Source organism: Stenotrophomonas sp. YJH_SMC_40, from assembly GCF_059368615.1.
Window position 1 is genome coordinate 540,787 of sequence record NZ_JCAFRX010000002.1, and the last position, 15,374, is coordinate 556,160.

A 15,374-nucleotide genomic window follows, 5' to 3' on the forward strand; every position below is an offset into this window, starting at 1 on the left:
GATGAGCGGTGGGGCCGGATCCCTTTCCTGCGGAAAGGGCTCCGACTCCAGCGAGCCCCAACCGCCCTCGGTGGGTGCGGACCTTGGTCCGCACCGCTTCTGCCGAGCAATCGACAGCGCCGGGCCATGCCCGGCGTCTATTTACAGCCCGCTCGAAGCCTTCACCGCATCTTCGTGCAGCGACTCGTTCAGCTCATCCACCACCGTGGTCCATGCCGCATCGGCCTGCAGTGATTCGGACAGGAACTGGCGCTGGGCATCGTTCCAGTACGGTGCTTCGACCACTTCGACATCGGTGGCCAGCTGGTGCTCGCGGATGAAGCGGGCGATGCCCTCGGCGCTTGCATCCAGGCCCAGCTGCAGGAACAGGTTGGTCATGCGCGGTTCGGTGGTGATCATCGTCGGTTCCGGATGGACAAGGGGATGGCCCATTATCGGTGTAGACGGCCTTGGGGAAAGCCCCGTGGCAGACGTCTACAGCACGACGACCCCCTTGGCATTCCCCCATGAACGCACACATCGCCCCTGAAGAAAGCCGCAGCCTGCGGCTCAAGGCCGCCACCCGCGACAGCCACGGTGCCCTGGACAAGCGCATCATGGCCGGCGACATCTTCGCCGACCGCAGCAATTTCGCCCGTTTCCTGCGCGTGCAGTATCGCTTCCACCGCAGCATCGATGCGCTGTATGCCAACCCTGCGCTGGACGCACTGCTGCCGGACCTGGGCGAGCGCCGCCGCCTGACCCAGGTCGCGCGCGACCTGCAGGACCTGGAGCAGACCCTGCCGGGGGCTGACATCGCGGCGTTGCCGTCCGATCTGGAACTGCCCGCCGCGTTGGGGTGGCTGTACGTGGCCGAAGGCTCCAACCTGGGCGGCACCATTCTGTACAAGATGGCTGCCAAGCTAGGCCTGGATCGTGATTTTGGCGCCCGCCACCTGGCCGCGCATCCGGATGGCGCGGCGCGCCACTGGCGCGAGTTCACCGCGGCGCTGGACACGGTACCGCTGAGTGCCGAGCAGGAGCAGCAGGTGATCGATGCGGCCGACGCCGCGTTCCGCAGCGTGCACGGCCACGTCGAAGTGGAATTCGCCTGATGCACGGCGCACGCCCACAGGTGCAGCGCTGATGCGCTGGCTCTGGTTCGCGCTGGGCTGGCTGATGGTCGGGCTCGGGGTGATCGGCGCGTTGCTGCCGGTGATGCCGACCACCATCTTCCTGATCCTGGCCGTGGGCTGCTTCGCGCGCAGCTCGCCGAAGTTCGAGCAGCGCCTGTTGGCGCATCCGCGCTACGGCCCGTCGCTGCGGTTGTGGCGCGAGCAGGGCGCGGTATCGCGCAAGGGCAAGGCGTTTGCCAGTGCCGGCATGGCGCTGGGCTTTGCCCTGTTCTGCTGGGGCGCGCACCCGTCCTGGCGCCTGCTGTTGGGCGTGGGCCTGTTCTTTGCGGTCAGCGCCGGCTACGTACTGAGCCGACCGGCACCGCGGCTGGAGCCCCATCCTGTCGTGGAAGTGGACGACGCCAATGATCCGCGCGCGGCCCGTCGTCGCGCAGCGACCCCTGATGCTGATGGAAACCGAGACGATGCTGCCTGCTGACCTGGCCCCCGTGGCCGCCCCCGCATTGACCCCGTGGGGCATGTACCTGGCCGCCGACGTGGTGGTGAAGGCCGTGATGATCGCGCTGGCACTGGCGTCGCTGGCCACCTGGACCATACTGCTGGCCAAGGGTTGGGAACTGACGCGCCAGGCCCGGCAGCTGCGTGCGGCGCGCGCGCTGTTGCTGCAGTCCGCGCAGCTGCCGCCGCAGAGCGAAGAGGCAAGTCTGCAGCAGGGCACCGCGCTGGCGATGCTGGACGCAGCACGCACCGAACTGCGCCTGTCGCAGGATCTGGATAGTCGCGACGGCATCAAGGAACGCATCGCCTCGCGCCTGGACCGCATCGAACTGGAGACCGCGCGCGTGCAGCGGCGCGGCATCGGTGTGCTCGCCAGCATCGGCGCGGTGGCGCCCTTCGTCGGCCTGTTCGGCACGGTGTGGGGCATCATGAACAGTTTCATCGGCATCGCACACAGCAACACCACCAACCTGGCGGTGGTTGCGCCCGGCATCGCCGAGGCCCTGCTGGCGACCGCACTCGGCCTGGTCGCGGCGATTCCCGCGGTACTGGTCTACAACCATTTCAGCCGCGTGCTGGCCGGCCTGCGGGGCCTGCTCGGCGATCTGTCGGCGGCCGTGCAGCAGCTGGTCTCGCGCGATCTTGATCGTGCCGTGCCGCGTACCGCAGCGGCACCGCTGCGCGCGGTGCACTGAGGCGCGACGATGGCGATCAGGACCGCGTCCGACCGCGACGACGCACCGGAAGAAGCACACGAGATCAACGTCACGCCCTTCATCGACGTGATGCTGGTGCTGCTGATCATCTTCATGGTAGCCGCACCGCTGGCCACCGTATCAGTGCCCGTGCAGCTGCCGGCCAGCAGCGCCAGTGCCACGCCGCCCGAACAGGCGCCGGTGTATGTGACCGTGCAGGCCGATCTGTCGCTGCGCGTGGGCGAGCAGGCGGTGGCGCGTGACGGGCTGGCCGCTGCATTGCAGGCGGCCACCCACGGCGACACCGCGCAGCGCATCTTCCTGCGTGCCGATACCCGCGTGCCTTACGGTGAACTGATGGCGACGCTGGACGCGCTGCGTGGCGCAGGCTACTTGAAGGTGGCACTGGTTGGACTGGAGCAGGGCGCGCGATGAGCGGATTGCGGCGCTGGGCGACCAGCCTGGCGATCGTGCTGCTGGTGCATGCGCTGCTGATCGGCGTGGCCTGCTGGTGGGCGACGCGCGCACCGGTACTGGCTGCGACGGCGCCGCCCGCCGCGCTGATGCTGGAACTGGCACCGATGGCGCAGGCACCGCCGGTGCCGCCGCGCGAGGTCGCCACCGGTCCACTGCAGCAGCAACAGCAGCGGCGGGCGCCGAAGCCGGCGCTGCGCGAGCAACCGAAGGCGCCGGTGCAGCCGCAGGGTGACCTGCCACCGCCGCGTACACCAGAGCCGACGCCCTCGCCGGATGTCGCCGACGCCAATGTCGCGCAGACCAGCGCACCGCCACAGGTGGCCGCTGACGCCGCCGCGCGCTACACCGCACCGCAGACCACGGCGGGTGAGCGCAGTCGCGCCGAGGCAAGCTGGGAAGGTCGCCTGCTGGGGCACCTGCAGAAGCATCGCCGCTATCCGCGCCAGGCCGAGCGGCTGCGCCAGCAGGGCGTGGTCTACGTGCGCTTTGCCGTGGCCCGCGATGGAGCGGTCTCGGGATTGAAGCTGGGCCGCAGCAGTGGCTTCGCGCTGCTTGACCAGGAGACGCTGGACACCGTGCAGCGCGCCAGCCCGGTACCGGCGCCGCCGGCCGAAGTGGCCGGCGACCCGGTGGACGTGATGGTGCCGGTGTCGTTCTTCCTGCGCGGGCGGTGATTGACGATGGGGTCGGATCCCTTTCCTGGGAAAGGGCTCTGACCCCATCGAGGCCGTCATCCACGCATGGCGTGGATCTACAGCAACGGCACCAGCAGCAGCGCGACGATGTTGATGATCTTGATCAGCGGATTGATCGCCGGGCCGGCCGTGTCCTTGTACGGGTCACCGACGGTATCGCCGGTCACCGCAGCCTTGTGCGCCTCGCTGCCCTTGCCGCCGAAGTGGCCATCTTCGATGTACTTCTTGGCGTTGTCCCAGGCGCCACCGCCGGTGGTCATCGAAATGGCCACGAACAGGCCGGTCACGATCGTGCCGATCAGCAGGCCACCCAGTGCGCGTGGCCCCAGCAGCAGGCCGACCACCACCGGCACCGCCACCGGCAGCAGCGAGGGCACGATCATTTCGCGGATCGCCGAGCGGGTCAGCATGTCCACCGCCTTGTCGTACTGCGGCTTGCCGGTGCCCTGCATGATGCCGGGGATCTCGCGGAACTGGCGGCGTACTTCCTCTACCACCGCACCCGCCGCGCGGCCGACCGCTTCCATCGCCATCGCACCGAACAGGTAGGGAATCAGGCCGCCGATCAGCAGGCCGATGATCACCGTGTGGTCGCTGAGGTCGAAGCGGAATTCCTGCCCGGGATGTGCAGCCTGCAGGTTGTGCGTGTAGTCCGCGAACAGCACCAATGCGGCCAGTGCGGCCGAACCGATCGCATAGCCCTTGGTCACCGCCTTGGTGGTGTTGCCAACCGCATCCAGTGGATCGGTGATGTCGCGGATCTCCGAGGGCAGCTCGGCCATCTCGGCAATCCCACCGGCGTTGTCGGTGATCGGCCCGTAGGCATCGAGAGCGACGATCATGCCGGCCATCGACAGCATCGCGGTGGCGGCGATGGCGATGCCGTACAGCCCACCCAGCGCGAACGCGCCCCAGATCGCCGCACACACGGCTACCACCGGCAGCGCGGTGGACTTCATCGAGATGCCGAGGCCGGCGATGATGTTGGTGCCGTGGCCGGTGGTCGAGGCCTGCGCCACGTGCTGCACCGGCTTGTACTGGGTGCCGGTGTAGTACTCGGTGATCCACACGATCAGCCCGGTCAGGACCAGGCCGATCAACGCGCAGCCGTACAGGGCCATCGGCCCATGTACGTTGTCACCCATCAGGCCGGTAGTGATCGGGTAGAAGGCGATGGCGGCCAGCACGCCGGAGACGATCACGCCCTTGTACAGCGCGCCCATGATCGAGCCGCCAGGCTTCACTTTCACGAACAGCGCGCCGATGATCGAGGCGATGATCGATACGCCGCCCAGCACCAGCGGATACAGCACCGCATTGGCGCCTGCCTCGGCCAGCATCAGGCTGCCCAGCAGCATTGTTGCGATCACGGTCACCGCGTAGGTTTCGAACAGATCGGCGGCCATGCCGGCGCAGTCGCCCACGTTGTCACCCACGTTGTCGGCGATCACCGCCGGGTTGCGCGGGTCGTCCTCGGGAATGCCGGCTTCCACCTTGCCGACCAGATCGGCGCCGACGTCGGCGCCCTTGGTGAAGATGCCACCGCCCAGCCGCGCGAAGATCGAGATCAGCGACGAGCCGAAGGCCAGGCCGACCAGCGCATGCAGCGCCTGTTCCATCGGCAGGCCCATGCGCAGCAGCAACGCGTAGTAGCCGGCCACGCCCAGCAGGCCCAGCCCGACCACCAGCATGCCGGTGATCGCGCCACCGCGGAAGGCGACGTCCATTGCGGCGCTGATGCCGTGGCGTGCAGCTTCGGCAGTGCGCACGTTGGCGCGTACCGACACGTTCATGCCGATGTAGCCGGCCGCGCCGGACAGTACCGCGCCGACCGCGAAGCCGATCGCGGTGTACCAGCTGAGGAACACACCGACCAGCACGAACAGCACCACACCGGCCACGCCAATGGTCAGGTACTGGCGGTTGAGATAGGCACGCGCACCTTCCTGGATCGCCGTGGCGATCGCGATCATGCGTTCATTGCCGGTGGGTTGGCGCAGGATCCAGCGCGCCGAGACGATTCCGAACAGGATCGCGAGAATGGCGCAGCCCAGCGCCAGTGACAGCCCGTGACGTTCCAGCATTAGACCCCTCCGCAGAATGGATGTAGGCATCCAGTGGCGATGAACGGCACCACGAGGGGGACGACGGGCTGCAGCCTGGAACCAACCCGTACCGACCTTGGCGGTCGTCCGACGTATGGCGGTGTTCAGCATTCCCTGGTGCCCGCAGTATGCGTGCCGCGCACTGTAGAGTCGAGCCGTGCTCGACTGGCTTCTGCGAGCCGCAGCGCATGCCGCCAGTCAATGGGCTTGATTCGAGAGCCACCGGCCTTTGCACCCCGTTAAGCCAGCCTCTGCAAGCCTGCGTGGAGTCCTGAAGGAGATCTCCCATGCGCCTGTCCCTGTTGATGCTTGCCGCCCTGGTCCCGGCTGTACCGGCATTGGCTGCGGAAACCCCGGAGCTACAGCGTGCCGTGGGCGCACCCCAGGCGGTGGGCGCGGTGCATACGCTGCGCCAGATTCCCGAGGCCTGTGCGCGCCTGGAAGGCGCCTTCACCGGGCAGGCGGCCGAGCCGTACCGCTTCTCTGCGGTGCGTACCAGTGAGCAGTGCCAGCCGCGCGCGCGCTTCGTCGACTACGCCAAGGCCCAACCGAGTGCCGACAAGGGTTGGAAGCTCAATGATGTGATCCGCGTGCCCAGCGCCGCGTGCCCCGCACAGCAGGCGGTGGTGCGAGTGTGGCGGCTGCCGTCGACCAACAAGGTCGAGCTGGACGGTCAGGGGCAGTCACGCATCTATCTGGAAGAGGCCAGGAAGCAGGCCGCTGCCGGCCAGATTCCGCAGGTGACGATGTTCGCCGCGCAGCTGCAGATGGAAGGCAAGGCCTGCAACTGAAATTGCCTGGGCGGTGTACCCAAGCGGTCATCCACGGGTAGTGCCGGCCGCTGGCCGGCAACCCTGCAATCATCACTCCGCCAGCGTCGCCCCGCGCGCCACCAGCAGCTCGCGCAAAGCCCTGCGATGGCAGTGCGCCTCATCCTCGCAGTAGCACCCCACGCTGATGTCGCTGTGCTGCGACAGTGCGGCAAGCAGGTCCAGTGCATGGGCGGCATCCGGCGCTTTCATCTCGGCCTTGTAGTGGCGGAAGAACGCGGTCCAGTCGGCGGCCGTCTTCGCCTCATGCGCCCGCTTCACCAGTTCCGCGCTGGGTGACAGGGTCGGGAACCAGACGTCGTACCAGTCCTGTCGGGCGAACTCGCTGCGCGGAACGCCGCGCGGCGGCCGCCGCACGGTGCCGATGCGCAGGCCCTCGCCAGGCACGCGCGGCGTACCGAGTCGAACAACACGCAATGCCATGGTGTGCCTCCATTAAAAGGGGACGGAGGGGATTAAGTCGTATCCGGCCCACTGCTGACGCTGTTGGAGATGACAGAGGGGCGTATGCGACTTAATCCCCTCCGTCCCCTTTTTCGGGTCAGCCCTCGAACGGCGGCAGCTTCTGCTTCACCGCCACGTTCTTCAGGGTGACGTATTTCGGCAGGCCGTCGGCGCCATACGGCAGCGGCGCTTCGCCCTTGATCAGCGGCGACAGGTAGGCCCGCGCCCTGGCGGTGATGCCGAAGCCGTCGCGGCGGATGAAGCCGGCGGGCATCTTCTTTTCATGGTTGGCGATCTTCGACAGTGGCGCCGCCTCGATCTTCCAGCGATAGGGCGCATCGCTGCTGCGCACGATCACCGGCATCACGCCGTTCTGGCCCTTCAGCGCCAGCTGCACGGCGGCCTTGCCGACCGCCTGCGCCTGCTCCCAGTCGGTCCTGCTGGCCAGGTGCCGGGCCGAGCGCTGCAGGTAGTCGGGCAGCGCCCAGTGCACCTTCAGGCCCAGCTGGTCCTTGACCCGGCCGGCCAGGTGCGCGGCCACGCCGCCCAGCTGCGAGTGGCCGAACGAGTCCTTGCCGCCGCCAGCGTCAGCGACGAAGCGGCCATCGGCGGTGGCGATGCCCTCCGACGCCACCACCACGCAGTAGCCGACGCGCTCGACCACCGCTTTCACCTTGGCCAGGAACGCCGCCTCGTCATAGGCGCGTTCGGGCAGCAGGATGATGTGCGGCGCTTCGTCATCGCCGTTGCCGGCAAGGCCAGCGGCCGCGGCCAGCCAGCCGGCGTGGCGGCCCATCGCTTCGTAGATGAAGACGCGGGTGGAGGTCTCGGCCATCGCCGCCACGTCCAGCGCCGCCTCGCGTACCGACACCGCGGTGTACTTGGCCGCCGAGCCGAAGCCGGGGCAGGTGTCGGTCACTGCCAGGTCGTTGTCGATGGTCTTGGGCACGCCGATGCAGGTCAGGTCGTAGCCGGAGGCCTTGGCCAGCTGCGAGACCTTCAGCGCGGTATCGGCCGAGTCGTTGCCGCCGTTGTAGAGGAACCAGCGCACGTCATGGGCGCGCAGCACCTCCAGCAGGCGGTCGTAGCGGGCGCGGTCGGCGTCCAGCGATTTCAGCTTGACCCGGCAGGAGCCGAACGCGCCGCCCGGGGTATGGGCGAGGGCGCGGATGGCCGCAGCGCTCTCCTTGCTGGTGTCGATCAGTTCCTCGCGCAGCGCGCCGAGGATGCCGTTGCGCGCGGCCAGGACCTTGATGCCCTTGGCCCGGGCCTGCTCGATCACCGCCGCCGCCGTGGCGTTGATGACCGCGGTGACACCACCGGATTGGGCGTAGAGGAGAGTACCGTTGCGCATGCGTCTACCTGCTCGGGGGAAAGGACATTGCAGGGACATTACCCGGATGCGGTAAAGTGGCGCTATTGCGGTGCAGCGATACCGGTCCGTCCGGGACGCGAACCTTCTTTGTTTTCAACACGTTGGAGTCAGGTCAATGCGATTGGTTCTGTTGGGACCGCCCGGTTCGGGCAAGGGGACACAGGCGACGCGCCTGAAGGAAAAGCTGGGGATCGCCCACATTTCGACCGGTGACATGCTGCGCGCGGAAATCGCCGCGGGCACGGAGCTGGGCAAGCAGGCCAAGACGGTGATGGATGCCGGCAACCTGGTGTCGGACGACATCCTGCTGGGCATGCTGGAGTCGCGCCTGACCCAGCCCGATGTCGCCAAGGGCTTCATTCTTGATGGCTACCCGCGCAATGTGGCCCAGGCCAATGCGATGGACGGCCTGCTGGCCAAGATCGGCCAGCCGCTGGATGCCGTGGTGCAGCTGGACGTGGCCACCGAGCTGCTGGTCGAGCGCATCGCCGGTCGTGCCAAGGAACAGGGCCGCGCCGACGACACGCCGGAAGCGGTGCGCCAGCGCCTGCAGGTCTACAACGACCAGACCGCCCCGGTGGTCGACTTCTACGCCGGCCGTGGCACCCTGGCCCGCGTCGATGGCGTCGGTGAGCTGGACGAGATCGAAGCCCGCATCCTGGCGGCGATCAAGGCCTGATCCGGCGGGGCCGGTCTGTTGCCGGCCCTTCGGGCGCAAAAAAACACAGGCCTGGTCCGTGAGGATCAGGCCTGTGTCGTTTGACAGGCGCCAGCGAAGGGCTTGCTCAGGGCCCCGCAGCATGAGCTCCCTTGGGGATGGCCTCTTGGGGAGTAGGACCGGTTCGGGTACTGCGGCTGGCAGTTCGAATTGTGTCCGGGTTCACAGAACATCGCTATCGGGAATTCCCTGACAGGTGATTGGAGTTTTCTCACATCCCGTGTAGGACTTGTCTTACCCGGGGGCGGACATTGGCCCTATACAGCCGTCATCGGTCACAATCCTCGGTCATGAGCAGCGTACATATCCTTGCAATCGCCGGCACCTTCATGGGCGGCGTGGCCGCCTTGGCGCGGGAACTGGGCCATACGGTCAGCGGCAGCGACCAGGCCATCTATCCGCCAATGTCGACCCAGCTCGAGCAGCTGGGCATCGCCCTGGACCAGGGCTACCGCGCCGACAGCGTGCCGGCAGGCACCGATGACGTGGTGATCGGCAACGCCCTCTCGCGCGGCAATGCCGCCGTTGAGGCCGTGCTCGACGCCGGCCAGCGCTACATTTCGGGAGCGCAATGGCTGTCCGAACAGGTACTGCCGGGTCGCGACACCCTGGCCGTGGCAGGTACCCATGGCAAGACCACCACCACCACCATCCTCACCTGGCTGCTGGAAAGCGCCGGTCGTTCGCCCGGTTTCCTGATCGGCGGCGTCGCCGAGGATTTCGGCGTCTCCGCCCGGCTGGGCCAGGGCCGTGAGTTCGTGGTCGAGGCCGACGAGTACGACACCGCGTTCTTCGACAAGCGCAGCAAGTTCGTGCACTACCGGCCGCTGGTGGCCATCCTCAACAACCTTGAATACGACCACGCCGACATCTTCCCGGACGTAGCCGCGATCCAGCGCCAGTTCCACCACCTGGTGCGCACGGTGCCGGCGCGTGGCCGACTGATCGTCAACGGCGAGGACGCGCATCTGGCCGAAGTGCTGGCGATGGGCTGCTGGACCCCGGTCGAGCGCTTCGGCTTCGACCCGTCGCTGGAATGGCATGCCGAGCTGCTGGCCGCCGATGGCAGCGCCTTCCGCGTGCACCACCGCGGGCAGGCACTGGGCGATGTGCAGTGGTCGCTGCTGGGCCGCCACAACGTGCTCAACGGCCTGGCCGCGCTGGCCGCGGCGAATGCGGTGGGCGTGGCACCGGCAGAGGTGATTCCGGCGCTGACGCGCTTCCGCAGCGTCAAGCGCCGCATGGAAGTGATCGGCAGCCATGACGGCATCACCGTCTACGACGACTTCGCCCATCACCCGACCGCAATCGCCACCACGCTGGAAGGCCTGCGTGCCAAGGTCGGCGATGCGCGCATCGTGGTCGCGATGGAACCGCGCAGCAACTCGATGCGGCTCGGCGCACATGCGCAGGCGCTGGCTCCCTCGCTGGCGCTGGCCGATGAAGTGGTGTTCCTGCATCGCCCGGAACTGGCCTGGGATGCTGCGGCGGTGATCGCCGCGGTGCGTGGCGAAGCCCATGCCGTGCCCGATACCGACGCATTGCTGGCGCAGCTGCAGGCCAGCGCGCGCAGCGGCGACCACGTGGTGTTCATGTCCAACGGTGGCTTCGACGGCGCGCCGCGTCGCTTCCTCGCCGCCCTGCAGGCCCGATGAGCGGCGACGGCTCGCTGCCGCTGTTCCCGCTGCACACCACGCTGGTACCGGGTGCGGCGGTGGGCCTGCGCGTATTCGAGCGCCGCTATCTGGACCTGATCCGCGACAGCGGCCGCAGTGGTGAGGGGTTTGGTGTCTGTCTGATCCTCGATGGCGAGGAAGTCGGCGCACCAGCGACGCCGGCCGCCTATGGCGTGCAGGTGCGCATCGAAGACTTCGATGTCGGCGCCGACGGCGTGCTGCAACTGCGCCTGCGCGGAACCCGCCGTTTCCACGTCGAGCGTACCCGCGTGCGCGACAACGGCCTGGTGGTGGCCGACGTGCGCTGGTGCGAGGAAGACCCGGACGATGAACTGCGGCCACAGCATGCGCTGCTGGCCACGCTGCTGGGGCACATCATCGAACAGGCTGGCGAGGCCTATGCGCCGGCCAACCCGGCGCTGCTGGACCAGGCCAGCTGGGTCGGCTGGCGGTTGGCCGAACTGTTGCCGCTGAGCGAGCAGCAGCGCCTGCAGCTGCTGCAGGTGGACGACCCGCACCAGCGATTGCAGCAATTGCTGGGCTGGATGCCGTAGAAGCCATCCACGCATGGCGTGGATCTGCTGTAGAGCCGAGCCCATGCTCGGCTTGATGGATCCCGCGAAGCGCAGCCGAGCATGGGCTCGGCTCTACACTGGGTGATCGCGACCGGTACCGGTCAGGGCGTGGTGGTCTTCAACCGCAGCACCGGCAACCCGGTTTCGCTGTGCACGTCCTCGCGCTGCGGCAGGTCCTGCACGGCGTCCTTCACCGCGTTCAACGCCGGGTCGACGCCACGCAGCGGGTGCCACATGCCGATCCACTCGAAGTGGCGTTCGTAACGCAGGGTCTGTGCACTGCCCAGCCACAGCGGCGTGTTGCCCGCCTGCAGCTGCGCGGGTGCAGGCCACAGGCGCAGCACATAGCGTTCGTCCGGCTTCGCACCCTGGCGCACCATCAGCAGTGCTTCCACGCGGGTGTCCAGCGTGGCCGGCAGCACCGGCAGTTCATCGGCGCCGGTGTTCTTGTCCAGCATCAGCAGCGCCTGCTGCCAGCCGGCCTGTTCCTGCCGCTTCCAGCCACGCGCTTCCAGCTGCGCCTGCAGCGGTGCCAATGGCCCGGCCACCTGCACGTCCAGCGGCCAGCGCTGGTCGTCGTCGAACTCGTTGCGGCGCGCCGGCAGCGTGGCCCAGTCGTGCTGCCACCACGCCTGCATGTCCATCGCCTGCGGGGCCGGCAGGGTCGGTTCGAAGCGTTCCAGCTTCACCGGGATGTTGCGCGGTGCGTACCACATCGCCGCCACGGCGAAGACGCCGTAGAACAGCCAGGCCACCGGCTTCACCCAGAACGAGCGGTTGAAGCGGCGGCGATAGGCGATGCCCAGCACCAGCAGCCAGAACGTGCCGAACAGCATGCCGCCGATCACGTCGCTCAGCCAATGCGCGCCCAGGTACAGGCGCGAGAAGCCGATCAGGCTGACCACGATGCCCGAAACCAGGTACGGCCAGACGCGGGTGCGGCCGGGCATCTCGCGTGCGATCAGCACCGCGAAGAAGCCGAAGGTGATGGTGGCCATGGTCACCGACACCGACGGGAAGCCGAAGCCGCTGCTGGCGTCGATCGGGCGCACCACATCCACGGTGGCGCCCAGCAGCATGGTCAGCGCCAGGCCGAAGGCCAGTGCCGCCAGCCAGTGAGCAGCGGCCATCCAGCGTCGGCGCCAGATCAGATAGCCCATCGCCGCGGCGGTGGCCGGCAGCAGGACCTGCCAGGCCCCGAGCGACGCCAGCGCAGCCATCGGGTAGTCGGCCAGCGGATTGCGCAGCGCCAGCATGGCCTGGTGCACCAGCAGGTCGATCGCCAGCGGCTCGCCATGTGCGACCACCACGGTCAACAGCGCGAACCAGCCCCAGCCCAGCAGGAGCAGCATCAGCGCCAGCATCGCCAGCGGCACCGATTCGCGCCGCTTCGGGTCCAGCACGCCAACGGTGTAGCGGCCCAGCGTCGGGTGGCGGTTGGACCAGTCCAGCAGGCGTGCCAGCCAGTTGTCCATGCGTGCGGCCGACCAGCGGTAGCCGTACAGCACGATGGCCCAGACCAGGCCAAGGATCACCGCCAGCAGGCCGACCACCACCACCAGCCGCCCGGCTACAGCAGCCACCGCGTCGTACGCTTCGCCGAGGATCCAGCCCGGCGCCAGGAACAGCACCGCCCAGGAAATGCTGGCGATGCCGCTGGCCTGCACGTAGCGGCTGGCGGGCATCTTCATCATGCCGGCGATGGCCGGCACGAACGGGCGGATCGCGCCGACGTAGCGTGCCACCAGGATGCTCTTGAAGGCATTGCGGCGGAACAGGTTTTCGCCGCGGTCGAGCAGCTGCGGGTAACGGCTGAACGGCCACACGCCGCGCAGGCGGTCGCCCCAGCGGCGGCCGATCCAGTAACTGATGCCATCGCCGGCAAACGCACCCAATGCCGCAGCCGCCACCGCGTACGGCCCGGAGATCTGGCCCAGGCCAATGAACACGCCCACCGCGAACAGCAGTGGCAGCGCCGGCACGATGGCGCCAAGAATGATGACCGCATCGCAGAAGGCGATGAGGAAGATAACGGCGCCCGCCAGCACGGGGTGAGCGGCAATCCACGCGAGCGTGGCGTCGATCCATGAAGAGTCCATTGCCCGATTATAGGGGCGTGAAGGTGACTGGTTCCCAGCCGCTTCGTGACCGTTTGCAACCGGCGCCATCGCCTAGAATGGAGTCATGCCGCATACGCCAGACGCTCCCCACCATGCTCTGAAGGCCGACAGCTTCGGCCGGATCCTTCTTGTGAAAGGGCCCGATGGCCCGTTCGTACGCCGCGATCTGGGGGCCACGCCGCTGTGGCTGCGGTTGCCCGCGTGGTGGCTTGCACGTCGCGAAGCACGCGCGCTGCGCCATATCCATGGCATGGCCGATGTGCCGCAGCTGCTGGCCTGGGATGGCCGCCACCTCGACCGCAGCTTCATGGCCGGCGATGCCATGTACCAGCGTCCGCCGCGCGGCGATCTGGCCTGGTTCCGCGCCGCGCGTCGCCTGCTGCGGCAGCTGCATCGCAATGGCGTGGCCCACAACGACCTGGCCAAGGAAGCCAACTGGCTGGTCACTGAAGATGGACGACCGGCGCTGATCGACTTCCAGCTGGCGGTGATCGGCAACCCGCGCTCGCGCTGGATGCGGCTGCTGGCCCGCGAGGACCTGCGCCACCTGCTCAAGCACAAGCGCATGTACTGCCGCGAATCACTCACCCCGGTGGAGAAGCGCGTGCTCAAGCGTACGTCGTGGGTGCGCGAGCTGTGGTTCGCCACCGGCAAGCCGGTCTACCGCTTCGTCACCCGCCGCATCCTGCACTGGGAAGACAACGAGGGGCAGGGACCGAAGCCGTGAGTGCATCGCAGGTGATGAGCGCGCCGCCGAGCGCGGGCAGCGTGCTGCGAACTCAGCTGCCCGGTGCGGATTTCGTGCATGCGTGCCATGCGACCACCCGTCGTGATGGGCGCTCGGCCTTGCAGGCCTATCGCGACATGGCCGCGAGCATTCCCGGTTGGTTCGATGGTCTGATGGCGCTGCGCAACCACGGCATGCGCCTGCTTGGGATGAAGCACCTTGGCTCATTGCGTGCGGTTCAGGACACCGACGATCCGGCGGCCGGCCAGCGGCTGGGCATCTTCACCCTGCAGTCGCTGGATGACGATGCCATCGTGCTGGAAGACGATGATCGCCACCTGCGCGTACAGCTGGCCCTGCAATGGCAGGGCGATGTGCTGGAAGTGGTGACGGTGGTGCATACGCATAACGCATTCGGGCGGCTCTACATGCTGCCGGTCGCGCCCGTGCACAGGTTGATCGTGCCGCATCTGCTGCAGAAGCAGGTGCAGGCGTACCGATGATTCGACACTGCGCTCGCCGGGCCATGCCCGGCGACACGCGGCATTTCCGGATTACGGCGTCGCCGGCACCACCTGCTGGCCGATGAAGTTGCGCTTGGCATCGAAGTCATAGGCGATCTGCAGCTGGCCCACGTCCGGGCAGGCGTGGCAGTCGCGCAGCGGTGTGCGGTACAGCAGGCGGATCCCGCCGCCCTCCAGCGGTGTCGCTCCGGCCGATTGCGCCGGCGCGAATGGCGTGGCCTGCGGGTTGGCCTTCAACAGCTCCTGCACGGCCGGGTCGGCACGCAGCGTGTCGTCCAGCTGTACGGCATCCACATCGATGCGCTTGCCGCTGGCGTCGACCAGGCGGGTGCCTTCGTTGGTGTTGGCCCGGAAGGGATACTCGACCGTGGCAATGCCCAGCCCCTCGTTCTCATGCCAGGCGGTGACATACGCCAGTTCCCCGGCGCTGGACAGTTGCTCGGCCGCGGTGATCGCCTCGGCGCTTGCTCCCCCCGCTCGCATCGCATCGCGCAGGCAATCCCGGGTGGCGGCATTCTCTCCCTGGCGGCATGCGTTCAGATCGCCATCCCAGACCACGGCCTCGCTCCAGCGCATCTTGCCGTCGGCGGCGGCCTTCTCCGCGCTGGGCGCGTCACCGGCGGGTGGCTCCTTGCCGGGTTCCGGCGAACGGCCCTGGCAGGCAGTCAGCAGGGCAAGCCCCAGGGCAGGCAGCAACAGGCGGGAACGGCGCATGGCGTGGACCTCGTGCGTTGGCTGGAGGCCCGAGTATCGTCAAGGCCGGGTGAACTCCGCGTCGGCGCGGCATACTAGCGGCTCAT

Annotated in this window: 17 protein-coding genes; 11 read left to right on the plus strand and 6 right to left on the minus strand. The window is 68.0% G+C overall.

The features are described from left to right. Positions 1-141: 141 nt before the first annotated feature. Positions 142-399 carry a DUF2789 domain-containing protein gene (locus AC5P6X_RS05415; RefSeq protein ID WP_005410930.1) on the minus strand — a complete coding sequence of 86 codons (258 nt, stop codon included), beginning with the start codon at positions 397-399 and terminating at the stop codon, positions 142-144. Positions 400-506: 107 nt separating this feature from the next. Here AC5P6X_RS05415 and AC5P6X_RS05420 point away from each other — a divergent pair, with 107 nt between their 5' ends. The 5 genes from AC5P6X_RS05420 to AC5P6X_RS05440 are packed head-to-tail and all read left to right on the plus strand — an operon-like array spanning position 507 to position 3,459. After that, complete coding sequence (locus AC5P6X_RS05420) at positions 507-1,094, plus strand: biliverdin-producing heme oxygenase (RefSeq protein ID WP_049450524.1); 588 nt, start codon at positions 507-509, stop codon at positions 1,092-1,094. 31 nt (positions 1,095-1,125) lie between these two features. Then, complete coding sequence (locus AC5P6X_RS05425) at positions 1,126-1,593, plus strand: YbaN family protein (protein WP_005410928.1); 468 nt, start codon at positions 1,126-1,128, stop codon at positions 1,591-1,593. Further along, positions 1,580-2,308, plus strand: coding sequence for a tonB-system energizer ExbB (exbB, locus tag AC5P6X_RS05430; RefSeq protein WP_088436999.1), 729 nt, complete (start codon positions 1,580-1,582; stop codon positions 2,306-2,308). The genes AC5P6X_RS05425 and exbB overlap by 14 nt, the downstream gene beginning before the upstream one ends. A 9-nt stretch (positions 2,309-2,317) precedes the next feature. Then, a complete protein-coding gene (exbD, locus tag AC5P6X_RS05435; protein WP_005410926.1) occupies positions 2,318-2,743 on the plus strand; it encodes a TonB system transport protein ExbD in 426 nt (141 codons plus the stop codon). Further along, entirely contained in the window at positions 2,740-3,459 is a 720-nt protein-coding gene (locus AC5P6X_RS05440) for an energy transducer TonB (protein WP_060381082.1), read from the plus strand. Before exbD ends, AC5P6X_RS05440 begins: the two co-directional genes overlap by 4 nt. A 77-nt stretch (positions 3,460-3,536) precedes the next feature. On the opposite strand, the gene AC5P6X_RS05445 is transcribed toward AC5P6X_RS05440, so the two are convergent. Then, the gene (locus AC5P6X_RS05445) at positions 3,537-5,564 is read right to left on the minus strand and encodes a sodium-translocating pyrophosphatase (protein WP_005410924.1); all 2,028 of its coding nucleotides are present in this window, start codon (positions 5,562-5,564) and stop codon (positions 3,537-3,539) included. A gap of 308 nt (positions 5,565-5,872) precedes the next feature. On the opposite strand from AC5P6X_RS05445, the gene AC5P6X_RS05450 reads away from it, so the two are divergent. Beyond that, positions 5,873-6,376 carry a hypothetical protein gene (locus AC5P6X_RS05450; protein ID WP_049450520.1) on the plus strand — a complete coding sequence of 168 codons (504 nt, stop codon included), beginning with the start codon at positions 5,873-5,875 and terminating at the stop codon, positions 6,374-6,376. A gap of 72 nt (positions 6,377-6,448) precedes the next feature. Here the strand turns inward: AC5P6X_RS05450 and AC5P6X_RS05455 are convergent, their stop codons facing one another. Together AC5P6X_RS05455 and AC5P6X_RS05460 are read right to left on the minus strand one after the other, a co-directional pair. Further along, on the minus strand, positions 6,449-6,838 hold the full coding sequence (locus tag AC5P6X_RS05455) for a DUF488 domain-containing protein (protein WP_060380348.1): 390 nt from the start codon (positions 6,836-6,838) through the stop codon (positions 6,449-6,451). A 118-nt stretch (positions 6,839-6,956) separates the two neighbouring features. Then, positions 6,957-8,213: a 6-phosphofructokinase gene (locus AC5P6X_RS05460; RefSeq protein ID WP_005410921.1), complete on the minus strand. Its 1,257-nt coding sequence runs from the start codon at positions 8,211-8,213 to the stop codon at positions 6,957-6,959. Between the two features lie 136 nt (positions 8,214-8,349). Here AC5P6X_RS05460 and AC5P6X_RS05465 point away from each other — a divergent pair, with 136 nt between their 5' ends. From AC5P6X_RS05465 to AC5P6X_RS05475, 3 genes are all read left to right on the plus strand, one after another. Beyond that, positions 8,350-8,913: an adenylate kinase gene (locus tag AC5P6X_RS05465; protein ID WP_005410920.1), complete on the plus strand. Its 564-nt coding sequence runs from the start codon at positions 8,350-8,352 to the stop codon at positions 8,911-8,913. Positions 8,914-9,242: 329 nt separating this feature from the next. Continuing rightward, positions 9,243-10,607 (plus strand): UDP-N-acetylmuramate:L-alanyl-gamma-D-glutamyl-meso-diaminopimelate ligase, encoded by a 1,365-nt coding sequence (mpl, locus tag AC5P6X_RS05470; RefSeq protein WP_088436998.1) that lies wholly within the window; start codon positions 9,243-9,245, stop codon positions 10,605-10,607. Further along, a complete protein-coding gene (locus tag AC5P6X_RS05475) occupies positions 10,604-11,182 on the plus strand; it encodes an LON peptidase substrate-binding domain-containing protein (protein WP_049450514.1) in 579 nt (192 codons plus the stop codon). Before mpl ends, AC5P6X_RS05475 begins: the two co-directional genes overlap by 4 nt. 122 nt (positions 11,183-11,304) lie before the next feature. Here AC5P6X_RS05475 and AC5P6X_RS05480 read toward each other — a convergent pair whose 3' ends face one another. Beyond that, positions 11,305-13,302, minus strand: coding sequence for a bifunctional DedA family/phosphatase PAP2 family protein (locus AC5P6X_RS05480; protein WP_012481181.1), 1,998 nt, complete (start codon positions 13,300-13,302; stop codon positions 11,305-11,307). Between the two features lie 85 nt (positions 13,303-13,387). Here AC5P6X_RS05480 and AC5P6X_RS05485 point away from each other — a divergent pair, with 85 nt between their 5' ends. Together AC5P6X_RS05485 and AC5P6X_RS05490 are read left to right on the plus strand one after the other, a co-directional pair. Then, entirely contained in the window at positions 13,388-14,050 is a 663-nt protein-coding gene (locus AC5P6X_RS05485) for a serine/threonine-protein kinase (protein ID WP_088436997.1), read from the plus strand. Between the two features lie 14 nt (positions 14,051-14,064). Beyond that, a complete protein-coding gene (locus AC5P6X_RS05490) occupies positions 14,065-14,553 on the plus strand; it encodes a DUF2867 domain-containing protein (RefSeq protein WP_217279012.1) in 489 nt (162 codons plus the stop codon). Between the two features lie 51 nt (positions 14,554-14,604). Here AC5P6X_RS05490 and AC5P6X_RS05495 read toward each other — a convergent pair whose 3' ends face one another. Beyond that, entirely contained in the window at positions 14,605-15,288 is a 684-nt protein-coding gene (locus AC5P6X_RS05495) for a hypothetical protein (RefSeq protein WP_005414380.1), read from the minus strand. Positions 15,289-15,374: the final 86 nt, after the last annotated feature.

Excerpts from the sequence above, each read along its gene's own strand:
- AC5P6X_RS05415 (WP_005410930.1), bottom strand. The coding sequence starts at position 399 with ATGATCACCACCGAACCGCGCATGACCAACCTGTTCCTGCAGCTGGGC.
- AC5P6X_RS05420 (WP_049450524.1), top strand. The coding sequence starts at position 507 with ATGAACGCACACATCGCCCCTGAAGAAAGCCGCAGCCTGCGGCTCAAG.
- AC5P6X_RS05425 (WP_005410928.1), top strand. The coding sequence starts at position 1,126 with ATGCGCTGGCTCTGGTTCGCGCTGGGCTGGCTGATGGTCGGGCTCGGG.
- exbB (WP_088436999.1), top strand. The coding sequence starts at position 1,580 with ATGCTGCCTGCTGACCTGGCCCCCGTGGCCGCCCCCGCATTGACCCCG.
- exbD (WP_005410926.1), top strand. The coding sequence starts at position 2,318 with ATGGCGATCAGGACCGCGTCCGACCGCGACGACGCACCGGAAGAAGCA.
- AC5P6X_RS05440 (WP_060381082.1), top strand. The coding sequence starts at position 2,740 with ATGAGCGGATTGCGGCGCTGGGCGACCAGCCTGGCGATCGTGCTGCTG.
- AC5P6X_RS05445 (WP_005410924.1), bottom strand. The coding sequence starts at position 5,564 with ATGCTGGAACGTCACGGGCTGTCACTGGCGCTGGGCTGCGCCATTCTC.
- AC5P6X_RS05450 (WP_049450520.1), top strand. The coding sequence starts at position 5,873 with ATGCGCCTGTCCCTGTTGATGCTTGCCGCCCTGGTCCCGGCTGTACCG.
- AC5P6X_RS05455 (WP_060380348.1), bottom strand. The coding sequence starts at position 6,838 with ATGGCATTGCGTGTTGTTCGACTCGGTACGCCGCGCGTGCCTGGCGAG.
- AC5P6X_RS05460 (WP_005410921.1), bottom strand. The coding sequence starts at position 8,213 with ATGCGCAACGGTACTCTCCTCTACGCCCAATCCGGTGGTGTCACCGCG.
- AC5P6X_RS05465 (WP_005410920.1), top strand. The coding sequence starts at position 8,350 with ATGCGATTGGTTCTGTTGGGACCGCCCGGTTCGGGCAAGGGGACACAG.
- mpl (WP_088436998.1), top strand. The coding sequence starts at position 9,243 with ATGAGCAGCGTACATATCCTTGCAATCGCCGGCACCTTCATGGGCGGC.
- AC5P6X_RS05475 (WP_049450514.1), top strand. The coding sequence starts at position 10,604 with ATGAGCGGCGACGGCTCGCTGCCGCTGTTCCCGCTGCACACCACGCTG.
- AC5P6X_RS05480 (WP_012481181.1), bottom strand. The coding sequence starts at position 13,302 with ATGGACTCTTCATGGATCGACGCCACGCTCGCGTGGATTGCCGCTCAC.
- AC5P6X_RS05485 (WP_088436997.1), top strand. The coding sequence starts at position 13,388 with ATGCCGCATACGCCAGACGCTCCCCACCATGCTCTGAAGGCCGACAGC.
- AC5P6X_RS05490 (WP_217279012.1), top strand. The coding sequence starts at position 14,065 with ATGAGCGCGCCGCCGAGCGCGGGCAGCGTGCTGCGAACTCAGCTGCCC.
- AC5P6X_RS05495 (WP_005414380.1), bottom strand. The coding sequence starts at position 15,288 with ATGCGCCGTTCCCGCCTGTTGCTGCCTGCCCTGGGGCTTGCCCTGCTG.